This is a genomic window from Thalassospira sp. Z349TD_5, assembly GCF_056173045.1.
The window spans coordinates 571,296-592,123 of sequence record NZ_CM149654.1; the positions used below are offsets into that span (position 1 = coordinate 571,296).

2 protein-coding genes are annotated in these 20,828 nt (G+C 54.6%); both read right to left on the reverse strand.

From position 1 onward, the window contains the following. Positions 1–35: 35 nt before the first annotated feature. Positions 36–3,539: an AMP-binding protein gene (locus AC0VXT_RS02635; RefSeq protein ID WP_475547389.1), complete on the reverse strand. Its 3,504-nt coding sequence runs from the start codon at positions 3,537–3,539 to the stop codon at positions 36–38. After that, positions 3,540–20,726, reverse strand: a complete 17,187-nt coding sequence (locus AC0VXT_RS02640; protein ID WP_475547390.1) for an amino acid adenylation domain-containing protein — start codon at positions 20,724–20,726, stop codon at positions 3,540–3,542. Positions 20,727–20,828: the final 102 nt, after the last annotated feature.

A 20,828-nucleotide genomic window follows, 5' to 3' on the forward strand; every position in this document is an offset into this window, starting at 1 on the left:
CTTGATCAATTCTGGTTCGGGTGTGATTGATCTGTTCAGGTTGTCCGTTCGATTTGCGCTTGCATGACCTGTGCGACATAGCTGATGTCTGCTCCGACAATCATGGTGCCATGTGTGCCCGGCACCATGGAAAGTTTTAGGTTTTCGGCCGTAAATTTGCGCCAGCCATTAAAGTCATCCCCCTCGATAAACGGTGCGCCGCGGACAATGGTTTCCGGGCGGATCAGCAGGATATCGATATCTTCGATTTTCGGCGGAATGTAATGCACGGCCGCAAGAGCGTTGTTTTGGAAAACAGCCAGCAGGCGGCGCATGGTATCGCGGTCAGCTTCCTGAGGCAGAAGGTCGGATTTTTTGCCATGTTCGAGCAGATAATCGATGCGTTCTTCGGGGGTCAGGGGGCGTAGGTCTTCGGCCTGAACAATGCCAAGTTCGCCAAAGATATCGGCAAGATATTCAAACTCGTCCTTACGCAGCATTTCGCGCACGGAATCGGGTACGGCGATGGCATCAAGCAGGCTGATGCTGCGCACATCAACGCCAGCTTGCGCCAAACGGTATCCCGCCTCAAAGGCCAGCAATCCGCCAAAACTCCAACCCGTGACGCGAATCGGTCCGGTTGGAACGGCTTCACGTATGGCCGGAAGGTAGGATGCGACCATTTCTTCGACGGTGGCGTTCAGGCCCTGTCCTTCGTCAAGGCCACGTGATTCAACCATATAAACCGGTTGTTGCGGGCCAAGTGCGCGGGCGAGTTCCTGATAACACAGGATGTTGCCGCCGACCGGATGGAAGCAAACCATCGGAATGTCTTTGCCTTCGGGGTTGACCGAGACAATCGGGTTTTTGGCCTTGTCATCGCGCAGACGGGCTTCAATGCAGGCAGCAAGTTTTCCAACAGTTGCGCCGCTAAACAGATCACTTAGCGGGATTTTGACATCAACCGATTGAGTGAGTTTGGACAGGAATTGAACCGCCAGAACACTGTGGCCGCCAAGCTCGAAGAAATCGGCATTGGCATCATCGACGGAACAGTCAAGCACATCGCCCATCAGCGCGGCGACAGTGCGTTCAAGATCGGACTGCAACGGTTCTTTTGGCTTGTCAGTCACGGTTGATTGGTTGCTCGACGGGGCCGGGAGTTTTGATTTATCGACCTTGCCGTTTGAGGTCAGCGGGATTTGATCAAGACAGATGATGTAGCCCGGAACCATATAGGGCGGTAGCGATTGTTCGAGTTGTATGCGGCAAGAGGCAATGTCAAAACCGGCATCGGTGGTGAGATAAGCGACAATATTTTCGGCCCCCTGACCAGCTGCTTTGTGCAGGATCACCGTAGCGTGGCGCACCAGCGGGTGTTTGGTGATGGTATTTTCAATTTCGGCCAGTTCAACCCGGTTGCCACGCACTTTGACTTGACCGTCTTCGCGCCCGACAAAGACGATTTCGCCATCATTGCGCCGGCGGCCGATATCACCACTGCGATACCAGCGCGTTCCGTCGGGGCGGGTGATAAAGCTTTGATTGGTTTGAGCATCGTCATTGAGATACCCCCGCGCAACGCCAGCCCCGCCAATCAGGATTTCACCGGGAACGCCGTCAGGAAGGGGACGGTTTTTATCATCGCAGATGTTGATCGTGACACCATTGATCGGTGATCCAATGGGTGGCGGCAGGATTTGTCGGAAGTTGTTGGACGTCATGACATATTGGGCGGCTGAAACGCAGCATTCGGTTGGGCCATATGCATTGACCAGCTTTATGTTGCCGTGACCGGGTAGGGCAAAAAACCGTTCGACCAAATCCGATGCAACCGGTTCACCACCAAGCACCACCATCTGTGCGGGGCAGGATTGACCGGTTTGCTGCCAATGGTTGACCAGCAGGAAAAATAAACTTGGCGTGGCATCAAGCTGATCAATTTTGTGGTCAGCGATAAAGTTATGCAGGGCTTCGGGATCGGTTCGGGTTTCGAGGCTGGGAATATGCAGGCTGTGACCGTGCAAAAGGGCCGCAAAAATCTGAACGACCGATCCGTCAAAGGCAAAGGGTGCAACACAGGTCAGGTTCAGACAGGTATCGGCATTATTTGCACCGATCAATTTGAGCTGCGTATCAAGAACCGACTGGGCAAGATTGACCACCGATCCATGTTCGATCATGACCCCTTTGGGCATGCCGGTCGTGCCGCTGGTGAACAGAACGTAGGCAAGGTCCGAGGTGTTGGTGGAAATTGCCGGTGCGTCATCCGATATGGCCGTAAGACTGGAAAGGTCATGGCGCATGCGAGTGCCCGACGACGATGTAACGTCGTTATCTGGCGACAGCACAAGATCAAAGGTGTAGGGGGCCGGATCAAAGCCGGGGGCATCGATGGCGGATCGGGTCACCTTGAACCCGCCATGTTCAAAAGCCCAGTCGGTCAGGAAGGCCTCAGGGACAAACAGGTCTTCGAGGAAATCAAGCCGGGTGTCATATCCCATACCGACATTATCAGACGCAAATTGCGCGAGATCGCGAAGATAGGCATCGCGACGGTCCGCATCCCAGATGTTGCCAAGATATATCGCGCCACCGGGGGCCAGAAGTTTGGCCGCCTTGGCCAGAACCTGACGCAAATAGCCGAAGCCCGGGAAGTTTTCAATCACACTGTTAAGGATGATCAGGTCAAAGGAGCCTTCCTCAAACACGTCTATGTCATGGGCGGCAAGCTGACGGCCCATCACATGCGTCATGCCCGAATGAATTGCCAGAGCTTCGGTGCGTTCGACATTGCGACGTGACAGGTCGGTTGCGACATAGTGCCCGACAACCGGGGCAATATGTTTCATCGTGAAACCAGATGCGCAGCCGATTTCAAGGACATTGGCATCGCTTGAAACAAGGCTGGACACCTTGGTCCGCGCATTGTTGCCAAACGCATCCATGGCCGATGGGGCAATCGGCTGACCGGTAAAGGCACTTTTCCAGCCACCCGCAAGCACGTTATCAGCCGTATCCCCGGCAAGGTGATCCCAAAGTTCGGTCGACATCAGGGAGCCGGGCATTTCGGAGATGCTGTCAATCGCATCATGATCAAGACACATGACATGTTTGACGCAATCACACCGCCACTGCATCTGATGAAGATCGCCAACATGTTTGGCATCAGCCAAAATAAGCGGGGTTACGGCATTGCGCGCAATGGCAATGCGCCGGATTAACGGAACATTGGGATCAAGGGGCACAAAGGCGTGGCCGGATTTCAAAACACCAAGAATGGCAGCAATATAATGGCGGTTGCGCCCGGTCATCACACCAATCATTGCCGCGTCGGGCAATTGTAGCCCGACGATGAAATTGGCAATCTGATTGCTTTGGCGATCAAGCAGATCGAAGGAGACGCTGTCCGCCTCGTCCTCAATCGCAATGCGGTTGGGATACTCAGACGCAATGGTCGCAAACTGTGCAACGATACTGCCAAGGGATGCCGTGGACGCAGTTTCGCCGTTGGGATTGGACGTTTCCAAACTGTCGAAGTCAAAGTCGGCGATTTTCATTTATGCATCCCTTTGGGCGTTTTTGTTCGTGTGGTTTTGTGCCGCTGCTGCGGCAAATTTTGTCAGGAAGCCAAGCCATTTTTGCATTGTTTCCGCCCCGAAAAGATCGGTGTCGTATTCCAGTGTAAAACGGGCCTGATCGCCGTCCTCGGTCAGGAACAGGATAACGTCATGCTTTGCCGTCGTGTTATCGACAAAGGCATCCATGTTGTCAGGCAGGAGACTGTCATGATCGGTATTTGCGATTGGCAGCCCGCCGCTGGTTTCATCCGTATTGGTCAGTGCGCCAAACCGCTGATATTCGAAAACGACATTCACAAGCGGCTGGCGGTTGGCGTTGCGTTTGGGTGCTACGGCGCGCACAAGTTCGTCAAACGGATAGTCCTGACGATCAAGGGCGGCGGTAACATCGCGATGGATTTCGTCAATCAATGTATCGAGTTCGGTATCGGCATCAAGTTTGACCCGGATCGGCAGAACATTGACGAAGAAACCAATCAGGCCCTCCGTTTCGGTTTTCTCGCGACCGGCAACACCCATGCCGATGACCATGTCGTCCTGTCGGGTAAGACGATACAGCATGGCGGAAAACAGCGCCATACCAACAGATGATAATGTTGCTTTGTGAGCGCGTGCCAGCGCGTGCAATCCGCGCAGGACATTATCGTCAATCATCATATGGGCATGTGCCCCGCGATAGGATTGCACAGCGGGTGCCTGATAATCTGTGGGCAGCATGATTTGGTCCGGCGCGTTTTTAAGCTTCTCACGCCAGTAGTTCGCGGCATCGGTCCAGTCTTGTTGCGACTGCCAATGGGCAAAGTCTTTATAGGTGATGGGCAAGGCCGCCAGGTCGGGCGATGTTTGAGTAAGTGCGGCCTGATACAGAACGCCCAGTTCATGGGTTAAAATACGTGATGACCAGCCATCGCCGACAATGTGGTGGGTTGCGATCAACAGCAAACATTCGTCATCAGTAATCTTGATCATGTGGGCGCGGATCAGTGGCGGTTGGTCCAGTTTGACCGGCTTTGCGGCTTCTTCGCGGGTTAGGCGCAGAGCTTCACGTGCCGGATCAGCAAGGGCCGACACATCACTGTTGATGATGTCGGGGGTCGATGTCGGGTGAACGCGCTGTTTGATAACACCGTCATGTTCTTCGAATGCGGTGCGCAGCGGTTCATGGCGATCAACAAGATTTCGAAGCGCGGTTTCCAAGATTGGACGCTGTAATGACCCGCTACAGCGCAGCACAAACAACATGCCATATGCGCCGGTATCGCCGGCCATCTGTGACAGAAGATAAAGGCGTTTCTGCGCGTGGCTGGCCGGATAAAGATCCAGTTCGGGCGCGGATGGTATTGTCGTATTTTGTGTTGTTGTGTCGGTTGTCAGCGTTTGGTCGATCAGTAGTGCCAACCCGGCGATGGTTGGAGTGGCAAAGAAATCAGCCATGCTGATGCGTGTGCCGGTTTTGTCGGCAAGACGGTTTACGATGCGTATCGCAAGCAAACTATGTCCACCAAGAGTAACGAAGCTGGTGGCTGGATCACTGATCGGCTTTTTGAAAACCTCGGTAAAGATGTCCGCAACGACGATTTCTGTGCCTGACGGTTCTGCCGACAGGGTGTTGGAAACCTCGGTCGGGGCTTTCGGTTTGGCCGCATCATGATGCCAGTGTTTCAGCGCTTCAATTGGGGTGCCAGATAGAAGGTCAATGCCGCCAATGGGCTGCGTTCCCGATTGTATCAGGCGTTCAAGGGTGGCGGCAAAGACCTGACCAAGGGCGTCAATAGATGCGCGGTCAAACATGTCGGCGTAATAGTCAAAGGCGACCGTCATTTTACCCGGCAGGTCGCGTATGAAGATACCGAGATCATTTTTACAATGATGGCGATCGACGATCACCGGTTGCGGCGCCTGATCGTTCAGGCCAGCCGCATGCGTGGTTGCTTCGTAGTTCATGTAGGAAAGTGATACTTCCGAAAGCAATGTGCGATCCGGTGACGCAGGTGGCGTGAGATCATCAAGCAATTGATCAAGGAAGTAAGCGCGGTGGCGCATGGCGCTGACATGATGTTCTTGCATGCGTGCCAGAAGGTTTGAGACGGTTTCATCGCCATCAAGGTGCATACGCAAGGGCAGAAGCGAAACCATCATCCCCGCGAGATCGCGGAAACCGCCGACATCGCGGGCACTGACCGGCACACTAATGACGAGATCATCGGTCTTTGCCATCCGGCCCAGCACGGTAAACCACGTTGCCATGACAAGTGTGAACATGGTGACATGGTTACGGGCAGCGAACTTGCGCGCGTTGCCAAGCAGTTCTGCGTCAACAGCGAATGATGTAATCTCACCATTGAAGGTGTGATAGGCGGGGCGCGGACGGTTTGATGGCAAGTCAAGCTTTGGCAGATGATCAGCGTAAAGTGATTGCCAATAGTTCCGGGCCGCCGCCAAACGTTGGCGGCTGTCGTCGGTCTGGCTCCACCATGCATAGTCTTGTAACTGGTACTTAAGCGGTGGCAGTTCGGTGCCGGTATAAAGTCCAAAGAGTTCCCCAAGCAGACGTTCGGTGGTGAAACCATCGGCCAGCACATGGTGAATATCAAAGAACAATAATGTTTTTCCAAATTGATCTTGCAGTAACGCCCAGCGGACAGGGAATTCAGTATCAAGATCGAAAGGTGCCACCAGTGCAGTGCTGGCATCTTCAAGTGATCCGGCGACGGAGCGCACGGTCAAATCCGGGAGCGCTTGATCCACGGGCAAAATTTCCATCTGCCAGCTTTCCGTGGTGCTGTCGGAAATGATCCGGGTCCGCAGAAGATCATAGCGCTCGGTCAGTTTTCTGATCGCAGCAGCAAGCTTATCGATATCGAACTGCGGACTAAGGATATAGGCATGGGGCAGGTTGAAGGCGGTTCCCATGTTGCCTTTTTGCGCGGCATTTAGAACCGAGATTTGTTCGGCTGCAAGCGGATAGCGGTCAAGCGTTGGCGCGCGGCGCGGATCATCCGTCGGACCGGCAGGGGCTATTTTCGGCTCTGGTGTGAAGGGGGATGAGGCCTCGTTTAATCCTATGGCTGGTTTGGGCGTCAGGTGCAATTTTTGGGCGAGTTTTTCAACACTGGAATGTTCAAACAGGTCGGTCAGCGTGAGATTGTGCCCAAGTTCACTGGTCATGCGATCAATGATTTGCATGCCGGTAATGGAATCTCCGCCGAGTGCATAGAAATCGTCATCCGGTTCAACAGCGGTATATCCAAGCGTTTCTGCCCAGATTTTACAGATGGTTGTTTTCGGATCGCTGACATCGATAGAGGTGTGGGTAAGTGCCGTTGTCGTCGGCGCGATTGAGGTAGGTTGGAAACCGGCCAGTTCGACAATGGATGCGATGTTTGGTGCGGAAAACAGGTCCGAGATGGTCAGGGAAACGCCAAGATCATTGTTCACCCGGTCTACGATTTGCATGCCGGTGATGGAGTCACCGCCAAGGGCAAAGAAATCATCATCGTGGCTGATATGTTCATAGCCCAAGGTTTCAGACCAGATTGACGCGATAATTTCGCTGGCCGTTTGGGCATTGGGGGCATCTACCTTCGTTTGGGTCTTGGATGCTGCTGCAATGTCATTGCTGTTGGCCACAGAGGACGGCGCCTTGCGTAGGACCGCGGGATCCAGGACGGTCAACTGTGCGGTGGCATGCGAAATTGCCGAACGCCACAATGGGATGGCGTCTTTGGGCGAAATCCATGAACCGTCTTCAAGCCGGACCTTATGGCGTGCGGCCATGCCTTGTTCGCTGAGTGCACACCAGTCGATTGTCAGCGCCGGGCGTGTGTTTGCCGCACGATAATGGGCAAGCCCATCGAGGAATGCATTTGCCGCACAATAGGCAGTTTGACCAGGGGCGCCACTGATGGCGGTCAGGCTGCCAAACATGACGAAGGCCTCGAGGGGATCATCGCGGGTTAGTTGATCAAGATTGCGCGCCCCGATTATCTTTGCCGCAAGGACGGCATCAAAATCCGCCATATCGCGCCGTGCAAGGAAGCCGCCATCAGCAATTCCCGCAGCATGGACGATGGCCGTGATCGGTCCCATCCGGTTTCGGATGACGTCAAGGGTCGTGCTGAGTAATGCGCGATCTGTGATATCGCAGGGGAGCACCGATAGCGTGAAGCCCCGATCACGCAGGGCCGCGATCTTGGACTTGATGGCGTCATCAAGCATGGTTTCGCCGCGCCGGCCGAGCAAGGCCAACTGCACCTTTCCGTTCGCAGCGAATTCTTCGGCCAGTGCGATGGCAAAGCCACCTGTTCCGCCGGTGACAACGCAAACACCGTGATCTGGCCACGAGCCTACCGGGCTTTGTTGGTCGATTACCGATGCGGCAAGGTCACGCACATGGCGCGCGCCATTGCGATAGACGGTGACGGGATCCTGTGCGGCACTGTTGGATAGTTCAGCGCCAAGATGTTCGAGGGCCTCATGGGCGGGCAGATCGACAAAGCTGATATCAAGCTGCGGTTCTTCCTTGGCAATCGCAAGGATGAGCCCCGCCACCGCCGATTGATCCGGGTTTGGCGTGATCGGATCGGAGGCAATGGTAAAGGCGCCGCTGCCAACAACAACCAACCGTAACCGACCCTGCATGTTGTGCAGAATGGTGCGCAGGGTATCGGCGGTTCGGCGTGCGCTGTTTTCATCTGCGGACAGGGCCAATACAGCATGTGATCGCGTTGCCAGATCATTCTTGGACAAGGCGTTGGGGTGGATGTGTTTACATCCATCGGGGAGAGGCCAGAAGTCAGTGTTGCTGATGAACAGGCTGTCCGATGGAATGGGGGCAGCGGGCAAGGGGGATTGTTGCCAAACAGTGGCAAGAAGTTCGGGGCGACCCTGCGTTTGGGTCTGCCCGGTTTTGACGAAGTTAACACCGGTGGCCAACAGAACAAGCTGACTGGTCTTGGCGTCATACAGGGCAATTTCAAAGATGCCATCAGCGCGTTCTTCGCTGCAGGCATAAACATCACCGGCTGGAATACCGTGCAGGGTTATCTGATCAATGCCGACCGGGACATATCCGGTTCCGAGTTTCATCAAGGGCATGCTGCACGCAACATCACCAAGTGCAGGATGCAACAGCCAGTCATTTATATCGTGCAGATAGGCGGGCTTTAGCTGCAGGTGTTTAATCGCGACTGTTTCGGTGCTGTCGAACTGTAGCGACAGGGTGCAATCCCAACGATCACTGACGTTGATCGGGCCAAACTGGTTGGAAAATGTTGAATTGGGCACCTTGTTAATGGCGCGAAGACGGATGTCCTCAAGCGATGATGTGGGTGCCATTGTTATGGCAGGGGTCGAATGCCAAGTGGCGGTGGCAAAGACGCGCCAAGTACCATTTTTAAGGCGTCCTGCGAGCTCAACCTTACCGTCATGGTCAAAGGACAGGCTGACTTTGCCGTCTGGTAAGCTGTTTTCAACCAGTGCCGAGTGCCAGACAAGGTTGGACAGACAGATTGGTTGATTTGGCGTGGAGGAAAGGCTGGCCGCTGCCTTTGCCATCAGGGCCGGAACAGCCATGCCGACCAGTGTCGGATGGCCATTGAGTTTGTGTTCGTGCAAAGGCCAGAAAGCAGGGTCATTGATGGCGATGCTAAACACACGCGCGGTTGGTGTTTCGACCGGCCCCTGCAGGATGCCTTGTGATGTGGTTTGGGGGCGTGTTTCGAAAACAGGTTTGCATGTTTTACGGACAAACGGGGCCGGGGGCAGCGAAACGCGCCGTGCCTTGGCATCGGCAGGCCATAGCAAGTTTCCACCGTTAAGGTAGCAATCAATTTGGGTTTGTGCAGTCGCCGGGTTGTTAAGTACGACCTCGCAATTGTCGTTTGTTGGGGTTTTGACACTGCTTGGCGTTTCAATCCCGGTGGCCAGTCCAAGCAAATGATCAAGAAGTTCTGTACGGATGTGTGCAATAAAGGCAAAGCGATGTTTTAACGCATCACGCCCGGATGCGAGTGTTAGGGCAATGTCACATAGGGCCAATGACGGATCGTTGCTGATGCGGTGATGAAGGTTTGCGGCATATTGGCGCAGGGCATCAACGCTACCTGCCGACAGGGCAAAGACAAACAGCGTATCGGGTTTGAATTCTGATTGCGGACGGTTCGTCCGCTCTGGTGCGGTTTCGATCACTATATGCGCGTTAATGCCACTGAGCCCGAACGAACTAATGCCGGCCCGGCGCGCAGTACCCTGATCGGGAAGTTTTACGCGTTTTTGCGCGACCTGAACCGGGGCACGGTCAAAATTGATCTTGGGATTTGGGGTTTCAAAATAGGGTTGTGGTGGGGCTTGATCATGGCGCAGCGCCATGATGGCGCGGGCCAGACCCAGTGCGCCTGCGGTGCCATCAAGATGACCATAATTGCCCTTGCCCGATCCGATAAAGGCGAGAGCTTTTTGACCCGATATTCCCGCAAACGCGCGTGTCAGGCCATCAATCTCAATCGGGTCACCAAGGGATGTGCCGGTTCCGTGGGCTTCGAAATACGACACACTGGCAAGATCAATGTCGGCGGAACGTGCCGCGTCCTTGATAACTTCGGCCTGCATCACCGGATTGGGGGCGGCCGCACCGCTTGAGGTGCCATCCTGATTGACCGCACTGCCGCGAATAACCGCGTGGATGGGGTCGCCATCCTTTAGAGCGTTGCTAAGAGGTTTGAGCACGAAGATAACGCTGCCTTCGCCCATGCCAGTACCGTCGGCCCCGGTATCAAAGGCACGGGTACGGGCGGTCGATGAGTCGATGGTAAAGCCGTTATCGGCATCCGGCGGACAGGGCAGGAGTTTGGCCCCGCCGGCAATGGCCACCGTGCAACTGCCATTGCGCAGGTTCTGACAGGCGTGATGGACGGCAACCAGTGAAGACGAACAGGCGGTATCAATAACATTGGCCGGACCGTGCCAATCCTTGAGGAAGGACAGGCGGGTGACGATGTTTGACGGCACGTTGAGTGCAAATGCCTGTTCTGCCTTGGCGGGCGGGATGTGATCCATCGCCATGCGCCAGACCGGATTGGTGCCTCCACCGGCAAACACACCGACCTTTTGCCCCTTAAGAGCGTTGCCGCCATAACCGGCATCTTCCATCGCCATCAAGGCGGTTTCGATGAACAGGCGCTGATCGGGATCAAGCAACCCGGCATCAACCGGTGCAAGACGAAAGCGCTGTGCATCAAATTCAAACAGGGTATCAAGATAGGCGACTTCGCGGAAACGTGCCGGGACGGGCTTGCCTATTGCATGATAAAGTTCGCGGGCATCGGCGGCGCGTGCGGCGGGCAACGGGCGGACAAGATCACGCCCGGCGGCGACATCGGTCCAGAATTGTTCTGGCGTGTCTGCACCGGCAACCTGAAGCGCCATGCCAATCACTGCAATCGGTTCATCATTGGCAAGAATGGCACTTTCGGATGTGGTCAATCCGCTGTCGGTCGGGATGTTTGTATCACGGGTAATCAGGTCGGCCTGACCGGCAATCGACGGATTGGCAAACAGATCGACAATCGCGATTTTGCCGGGCCAGCGGGCATCAATTTTTTCAAACAGACGAAGTAGCAACAGCGAGTTACCACCAACGTCAAAGAACCCGTCGTCCCGCGTCGGGGTTACGTCGGGCAGGACTTCTGCCCACAACCGCGTAATGTCGGCTTCGATGGTGCGGGTTGCAGCCTGGGTCTTTTGGGCGGGCTGCGCAGCAGATTTTGCAGGTGCGGTGCTTTTGGCCAAATTGGCGCGGATCGGTTTACCGGCAAGAGCCTTACGGTCGACCTTGCCACTGCTGGTCAGAGGCAGATGATCAATCGCAAAGAACCGCGCGGGGATCATATATTCGGGCAGGCATTTGCGCAGGTGTTCGCGCAATGTTGCAACGTCAAGATCCGGCGTGCCCAGGACAAACGCATGCAGTTCATCAAGGCCCGCGACCTTGACCGCCTTGATCGGTGCGCGTTCTATATTCGGGTGGCTTTCAAGGGCGGCTTCGACTTCGCCGCACTCGATCCGGTATCCGCGAATTTTGACCTGATGATCAATGCGGCCCAGATATTCGACGGTGCCATCACGGCGCCAGCGCCCCAGATCACCGGTGCGATACAGGCGGCTTCCCGGTGATGTTGGATCGCTTGGGAATTTTTCTGCACTGAGTTCAGGGCGGTTGCGGTATCGAAGTGCGATTTGCGGACCGCCCAGAATGATTTCACCGGCAACCCCGATGGGAAGCGGTTTGAAATCGCCCGACAGAATATGCACCGTGGTATTGGCAATCGGTTTGCCAATTGGAACGACACTGCCTGTGTGATGAGGCGAACATGCCTGCCAGGTGACATCAACCGTGGCCTCTGTCGGGCCATAAAGGTTGTGAAGTTCGGTGCCGAATTTATCGAATAACAAAGCGTTGAACCGTTGCACAACAGCCGCATCAAGGGCCTCGCCACTGGCGAAAACACGCCTGAGCGTTGCCAGCTTTTCGATATCAACCATGCCGCTTTCGACGGCAAACAGGAACGTTGCCAGCATCGACGGCACGAAGTGCATTGTCGTCACACGGTTTTGGCAAATGGCATCGGCAATTTGGCGGGGATCGCGTTCAGCACCGGGGGCGGGCAACACAACTTGTGCACCAGTCCATGACCACCAAAACAGTTCCCAGACCGATACATCAAAGGTGATCGGTGTCTTTTGCAAGATCACATCATCGGGACCCAGCGGGAAGGCATCCTGCATCCAAAGGATACGGTTCAGCACACCGCGATGGGCGATCTCGACCCCCTTGGGGCGGCCGGTGGAGCCGGATGTAAATAAAACATAGGCCAGATCGTCCGGGCCGCTTATCAGCGTGGGTATATCGGCATCTTCATGACCATCAAGAACAATGGTTTTCGTCGGGTTAAACAGGTCGGTCAGATCAGGCGTTGTGATTACAAACCCATCGCCTAAATCATCAAGCATGTCTTTGCGGCGTTGTTCGGGATGGTCCGGATCAAGCGGGCTATAGGCCGCACCGGCCAGAAGAATGCCGTGAATGGCGGCCAGCATGTTAGCCGAACGGCGCACCGCAACGCCGACGACATCGCCGGGTTTGACTGATTTCCCGCGCAGTATTTCGGCGATCCCGGCTGCGCGTCGGGCAAACTGAGCATAACTGAGCGCGTCAGTATCGTCGCGAACGGCGATGGTATCGGGTATTGCTGCGACCTGATCAAGGAACGGTTCTGAGATGCTGCGATCTATCGGCAGGTGTTTTTGGGTGGCATTGAACTGGTCAATTTGGGCGCGTTCAGCATCGGGCAGGATCGACAGAGCTGATAGCGGCGCATTTATCATCCCCGATAGGGCAGCATGGCACAGCGTTTCAAGCCGTTCGACAAAGGATGCAATCGTTGCCCGGTCAAACAGGGCGGTGTCAAACTCGATATGGCCGGAAAGCTTTGCGTTTTTGCGGAAAAAATAGAAACCCAGATCAAATTTGGCAAAGGGGAATTCGGTTTCGCGCAGCGAGATGCCCATGTCGCCAAAGGTGTGAATTTCGGGCATGTCGTCCTGCCAGGCAACCAGCACGTCAAACAGCGGATTGCGCGACAAATCACGCGGCGCATTGACGGCATTGACGACGTCCTCAAACGGCACAGCCTGATCGGACAGGGCCTGCATGATGGTTTTTGTGGTGGTCGTTAGATGGGCGTCAAACAGTGCATCTGGATCGACCTTCTGGCGAAGAACGACCGTATTGACGAAGAAACCAATGACATTTTCCAGCGACGCATTATCCCGCCCGGCGACCAGCATACCCATCGGGATATCGGTCTGCCCGCAGTGACGATAAAGCAGAACCTGTGTGAGGGCCGTCAGGATGCTAAACGCTGTTGTGCCATACCGCTCGGCGGCTTGGTCAATCAGTTGCGATGTCGTGTTGCTAAATTCAACGGCCTGAAAATCACCGGCAAAGCGCCGTTCGGCCGGACGTGGATAATCTGTTGGCAGGTTTAGGGGCTCTGCCAGCGGAAGAAGGCGATCTTTGCAGCGCGTCAGGGCCGCTTTACCAGCGTCCTTTGCAAGATAGGCGCGTTGCCAGCTTACGAAATCCTCATAGTGATGGGTGATCGGGGGCAGTGACGGCGTGCCGCCATTGAGTTCGGCTTGGTAAAAGGCGGTCAATTCGCCCAGCAATATCGGCATCGACCAGCCATCGCATATGGCGTGATGCAGCGATATCATCAACAGGTGATGGTCCGGGCCCAGCGTGATCAGATCAGCACGTGCCAGTGGCCGATCCTCAAGATCAAATGAGCGGGCCGTTTCGGCGGCGACAAAGTTGTTGGCTGTTGCTTCATCCATATGATGATGGCGCAACGCCCATGATCCGGGCGGTGCAAGAACCTGAACAACACCGTCCGGGTGGTCCAGGTCGGATGTAAAGCGTAAACGCAAAGCGTGCTGGCGGTCTTCAAGGTGATGGAGTGCGCGCTGTAACGCGGATACGTCGACTTTGCCGGTCAACTCAAACGTAATCGGTACAGAATAAACGGCCAGTTCGGGCTGCATGCGTTGCAATACCCACAAGCGCGCCTGTCCACTTGAAAGGGCAAAGCGGTCTGCGTTTATCCGGGGCAGGATTTCCTGTGCGGGCGCATGCTTTCCATCCCCGACCAGTGTGGCGATATTTGCGACCGTGCGTGCGGTAAAGATGTCTTGAATTTTCGGGCGCTGGCCTGTGTGGGTTTCGATCATGCCAGCAAGACGCATGGCAAGAAGACTATGACCACCAAGGGCAAAGAAATCAGACGATGGCGTAATTGCCTTGCCGGGGAACAGTGTTTCAAAGTGGCCCGCGATAAGGTCTTCGGATGGCGTGCTTTGCGTTTTTTCGACAGCACGAATATGATCGGCTTGGGCAATAGCCGCTTGCAGATTTTTACGGTCAACCTTGCCATTTGCGTTCACGGGAAGATGCGGGAAAACCACGAAACGTTCGGGGACCATATAGTCGGGGAAATCGCGGGCAAGGGTGGCTGCCCACGCGTCCCTGTCATCATTGTCCGCGGCAATCGCGGCACCGAGAAACGCGTCTGCACCGGTACCAATCGGTAAGACACAGACGTTGCGAATGCCCGCAAGGCTTGAGAGTTTCTGTTCGATGGCTGTCAGTTCAATGCGGTGGCCGCGGATTTTGACCTGCCCATCCCGGCGCCCGCCAAATTCGATGGTGCCATCCTGGCGCCAACGTACCCGGTCCCCGGTTTTGTAAAGGCGCTCTTCGTCAATGCCATCAATCTTTACGAATGATTTTTCGGTGCGTTCGGGGGCACCGGTATAGCCAAGTGCAAGCCCGTCTCCAGCGGCGTACAGTTCACCCCAGACATCGACCGGGGCCAGTTGGCCGTCGCCATCGACAACATAGATGCGGGTATTGCCAATCGGCTTCCCAATCGGAATGTGACCTGTTCCAAGATCATTTTCAGTGATCAAATGTGTACAGGTAAATGTTGTGTTCTCGGTTGGGCCATAGCCGTTGATAAGCATGACGTCAGGACAGGCCGCACGGACCTTGCGCAAATGGGCAGGGCTCAGGGCCTCGCCGCCGCTCATCAAACGTTTGAGCGATTTGAACGATTCTGGTGTTTCGTCAGCAATGAGGTTGAACAGGCTGGCTGTCATCCACATTGTCGTGACACCGGCATCGGCAAGTGTGGTGCTCAGTGTCGAAAGGTTAAAAAGGGCCTCATTGTCAAGGACATGTAAGCGCCCGCCGTTCAAAAGCGGTGCCCAGATTTCAAGTGTGGCGGCGTCAAAGCCAAGAGAAGCTGCCTGTGCAATGACGTCGTTTTCATCAAACGGAATGGCGGGGTTGTTCAAAACAAGGCGTGCAACGGCCCGATTGGGCACAAGAACGCCTTTTGGTTTACCCGTTGATCCTGATGTGAACATGACATAGGCAAGATCATCACCTGACCGTTTCGCAGGGGATTTGAATTTGGCGGTGGCCCCATTGGCCTGTGCCTTTGGCAGGGGTGCAACATTAAAACGTGCAGCCAGTTCCGCCAGACGATCCTGCTCGTGGGGGCTACAAAGAAGCGTGTGTGCGCCGCATTCGTCCATCAAATCGGCAATTGCATTTGCCGGTAGGGATTTGTCGATTGGCAGGTAGGCATTGCCATGCCAGACCAAACTCAGAAGGGCGATAATCGCATCGGTATTTCGCTCTGTGGCAAGGGCGACGGTTTGGTCGGGCTGGACACCAATCTCGTCGAGTTTGGTTGATTGTTCTGACAGCAAGATGCCAAGGTCGCGATAGCTGATCCTGGTTTTGCCATCACTAATTGCAATGCGATTGGCACAGGCGGGGTCTTGAATGCGCAACGCAAGTAATTCACCAAGCCCCGTGTCGCGCGGGTATTGGGAATGTGTTGCGTTAAGGTCTTCGATTAAAAACTGCCGTTCGTCACTTGGCAGAATATCAATCTCACCCAGTGGTTTATCCGGTTCTGTGGCCAAGCTGCCAAGGAAGGAAAGTAAGCGTTCGGCAAAGCGATCTGCCCATTGAGGGCCATAAACCGATGTTTTATATTCAATTGCGATAAATGTTCCGGCACCGCATTTGAGCAGTGTTGCCATCAGCGGGAATTTTCCCGCACCGAAATCAATATCGTTGATGTCGTCAATATCTTCGTTGATTTCGATCGTGCTGACCGCATCAAACGGCAGGTCGACCGGCGCTTTTGCCATCTGTGACAGATCTTTGATCAAACGCGATAACGGATAATCCTGGATATCGAGCATCGATAGTATTTCGCGGGCGACAGTGCCGACCAAGACGTCAAAGCCTGCCTGCAGGTCAACCTTGATCGCAATTGGCAAAACGTTGGCAAAGCAACCGATGATCTGTTGGTTCTCGCGACCATGTCGCCCGGAAAACGGTTGCCCGAGAACCGCGACGCCATGTTCCTTGTGGCGTGCAATCACAGCCAGAATGAGTGCGTTCCAGATGGCGGTCGGCGTCGCGGTTTTAATATGGCGCGATAGCGTCGTAAAGGCGTCAACCTGCTGGCTGCTCAGTTTCTTAAACAGGCGCGTGGAACGACCAGGATGTGTCGCATCTGATCCGGCAGGCAATGGTGTTGCTAGCAGCAATTCACTGCGTTCTTTCCAGAAATTTTTTCCTGTTTTCCCACGGTTGCCGGCCAAATCCTCATGCCCGCGCCTCGCAATGGATTCTGCCGTTTCGGGATGGGGTGTCTTGATACCATGTAGGGCGTCGAGAAACGCGCGTTCGAGGGTGGGGGCGGATTGTCCATCAAAGCAAATGTGATCAATGGCAAGTGCAAGGATCGGCGGACGGGAGCTATTTTGCGCAATATAGCCAACTCGGGCCAGCGGACCGTTTCGCAAATCAAACAGGCCAATTCGGATGTTTTCAACGCGATCAAGTTCTCTAATCGGGACCGGCATAGTGGCGTGAACGCGATGCTGCAGCTGACCTTGGTGCTCGTCAAATGTGGAACGCAGGGCGTCATGGCGCTCTATGACCTGTTCAATGGCGCGTTTGGCGTCTTTAAAATCGGTTTTTTGAGGCAATCGGAAGCTGACAATAATGTGATGGCTGTTGTCTGCTGGCTGATCGCGACGGGCCAGCCATTGCCCCTCGACTGCAGGATGGGCCGGAAACGCAGACACGATGGGGCCGGGTTTTAGATCTTCCTCGTCATTTGAGGTTTGTGCCGGTTGCTGTTGCGGTTCTGCGGAGCCGGTTGTTCCAGAGCTAAACGCAAGCTGTGCGCCATGTGCCCACATGGTTGCCAGGCCATAGGCGAGTGCATCCTGTCCCCGAAGCGTTTTCTCTAATGTGCTTTCGCGCGGGGAGGCAGATTGCAGGGCAATGCAGTGTTCTGCCTTGACCCCGTTCACCGCTGCCAGACGGGTTGCCGTCTGGCCCGGACCGCATTCAATAAACAGACCTGTGGGGGCGGATGACAACAGGCCATGAATATTGTCGGCAAACCGGACACCATGACGCAAATGGCGCACCCAATAATCCGGGTTTGTCGCGTCTTCATCGGTCAGCCATTTTCCGGTCAAGTTCGACTGGATCGGGATGTTTGGTGCGTGCAGGCTAATTGTGGCAACTTCATCACGGAATGCCGCAACGATAGGATCCATCAGATCAGAATGGAAGGCGCGTGAGACCACCAGACGCCTGCCAGATTTACCCGTCGCTTTCAGATGATTTTCAAGGCGATCAATAGACGCGATATCACCTGCAACCACATGCTGGCGCGGTCCGTTTTTCGCCGCCAAGGACAGCTTGGAGCCAAAATGCGTCAGAATATGGGTAACGTCGTCTTCGGGCATGGAAAGGGCGTACATCGCACCGGGGGCGGTTTGGCGCATGAGTTTGCCGCGCATCACAACAAGGCGCAGGGCATCTTCAAAGGACATGACGCCTGCGATGCAAGCTGCGACATATTCACCGATACTATGTCCAGCCAAACCTGATGGCGTGACGCCATACCGCATCAACCAGGTCGCAAGTGCATACTCAAATATAAACAAAGCCGGTTGGGCATAGTCGGTGTTGGCAAGTTGTTCTGTTTCGGCAGGCGCGGGGGCGGTCGATAAAAGCAAATCACGCAGGTCAATCGGGCCGGAAAAGCCGATAACTTCTTTACAGGCGCGATTGATCAGTTCGGCGGACTCCGGGTCCGCATCAAACAGGGCACGGGCCATCCCCGGACGTTGCGATCCTTGGCCGGGAAATAGCAAGAAGGTTTCGATTGGATCGCCCGAAAGGCTTGCGTCGATGCGCATTGGCGAATGGTTAGACGTAAGTGCGTCAATGGCTGATGCTGTATCGTGCGCGAGGATCACGGCACGTTCTGAATGAGGTTCGGCTACTGCCAGTTCCGTTGCCAGAGGGGTGAGCTGGTTAGCTGAGCCATCATGGCTTAGTTGCGCGGAAGCATGTGCGGTAATTGCGTCGAGTTCGCTACGGGTCGGGGCGCTGAACTGCAATATGTGAAGGCCATTTTGCCAGATAACCGGGATTTCTTTTGGCAAAGATCGCACGGGGACACTTGTTTCTTCTGACAAGGGGGCGTTGGTGATTGCGTTTTCACGCACCGTCTCGAAATTGGGGCAGGTTTCGCAGATACGGTCAGCGAGGGCATTGATTGATGCACACTCGGCAATCTCAAGCAGGGACATATCAATCCCGAAGAGTTCCGAAAGCTCGTACTGCACGCGGGGCAGTAGCAGCGAATGAGAACCCGCTTCGATCAGATTTTCATTCGGCCCGATATCGTCATTTTCAAGCAACACGGCCCAGATACGGGTGATGTCAGCGACAATCTGTTGTCTATCCTGTGCGATCGGCTCAGGAGTGCCTTGGTGCGTCCCGACAACGGTGTTTGTGTCTGGTGCGCCGTCGATACCTTGACCGTGGTTAGCCGAGGCCACCTTAACACTGGGAAAGGTATCGCAGATATAACGTGTCAGGCCGTTGATGGTTGGGTGTTCAAAAATCTCAAGCAGGGAAAGATCATGACCTACAAGTCGCGACAGTGCATATTGCGCGCGGGGCAGCAGCAGCGAATGCGCGCCAGCTTCAATCAGGTTGTCATCTGGCCCAATATCGTCATTTTGGATCAACCCGGTCCAGATGCGGGTGATGTCTGTTGCAAGTTGTTTTTCATCTTCTGATGCGAGAACCGGGGTTTCATGCGAACTGGCGGACAGTTTTTCGCTATGTGACGTGTTGTTGTTCAGACCAAGGCTTTCTTGGTCAATCGTCACAAGATTGCCAAGGGCCGCGATATCCTGATCGGGATTGGCCAAAACTGCTTTAAGAAGCAGTTCAAACTGATCTGCAATTTGTCTGACGGCAGGTTCATCAATGCGATTGGCATCAAATTGCCAGATCAGTTCTGCTCTTGATTGGGTGGGGGATATTGCTTCGCTGAAGAATGCCAGGCTCAGGTCATTGGCCGGGCCAACCTGAATGTTGATGCGTCGGGTTGAAAGGCCGGAAAAAGCAATCGGTGTTGCAGAATCAAGACTGTTGAAATTAGCACCTGACGCCGAAAGGCTTTTTGCGCCAATACTGGCCATCCGTAAACGCAGCGGGGTTATGCGGGCATGACGCACATCTCGGCGGGATGTGGCGAAGATGTTTTTTCCCAGTTCCGCTATGCTTTTGTGTTCACTTAAATTTGTATCGTAGGGGGCGACGCATGTGAATGTGCCGGGTGTGTTTCGCTCAGCCTTACCAAGCCGGTTGAGCATCGGCATATTCCAGACTGGATGATTTTGATGTGTAATCCGCCCGAGCAGGATGGCAAAAAGGCTCGTTGTCATCGCGGTTGCTGACATGCCACATGCGCGTGATACGCTTTGTAATGACTTTAGCGTCGCGTCATCAAGAGTGTCGGTAAATTGAGCACTTTTCTGTGCCTCTCCAACCGGGTGGGCCGAAAACGTGGATGGTGGCCTGTCAGGGGTCAGGCGTTCGCGCCAATAGACCAGATCATTTTGATATGCGGGCCCATCAGAATAGGCAGCGTCGGCTTTAACAAACGCGCGGTAGGAATGGAATGGGCATTCGGGAATATCGCTCTTTGCGCATAGCGCGTTATAGATCGATGCTGTCCGTTCGGCGATCAAGTGCCCCGCGTATCCATCACACACAAGATGGTGATAAACACGGACCCACCAGAAAAGGTCGTCGCCTAGCTGCAGGACCTGATGACGACAGTTCTCGCCAACCTCAAATGCAAGAGGGCGGGTTTGAAGGGCTTTGGCTTCGCGGAAGGCCGCGGCCTTTGGATCGTCCTCAGAGCGCAGATCAATGACACCAAAGTCTGTTGGTCGGCATTCATCAACAAAGAACTGAGTGACCTCGCCTTGATGACTTGAAAAATGCAGGCGCAGGGCATCATTTTCCCCGTCACACTGGACAATGGCCCGGTGCAAAAGGTCTATATCGAGTTTTCCAGCGAACTCAATAACATTACAGATATTATATTGTACGGGATCACGGCCTTTGGCCAAATCCAGCCAAATAGCTGCTTGTGGCGATGTAAGAGGATAATGGTCCTTATCCTTCCCAGCCATCATATTTGCTTGTTCTTTTTGCAACGTCTGGCCCTTCAAACGTTGGTGCTGAAATCAAAATGCTCGCTCAAGAAACGTGTCTTTGGGTGTTTTTTTGCGTTGAAC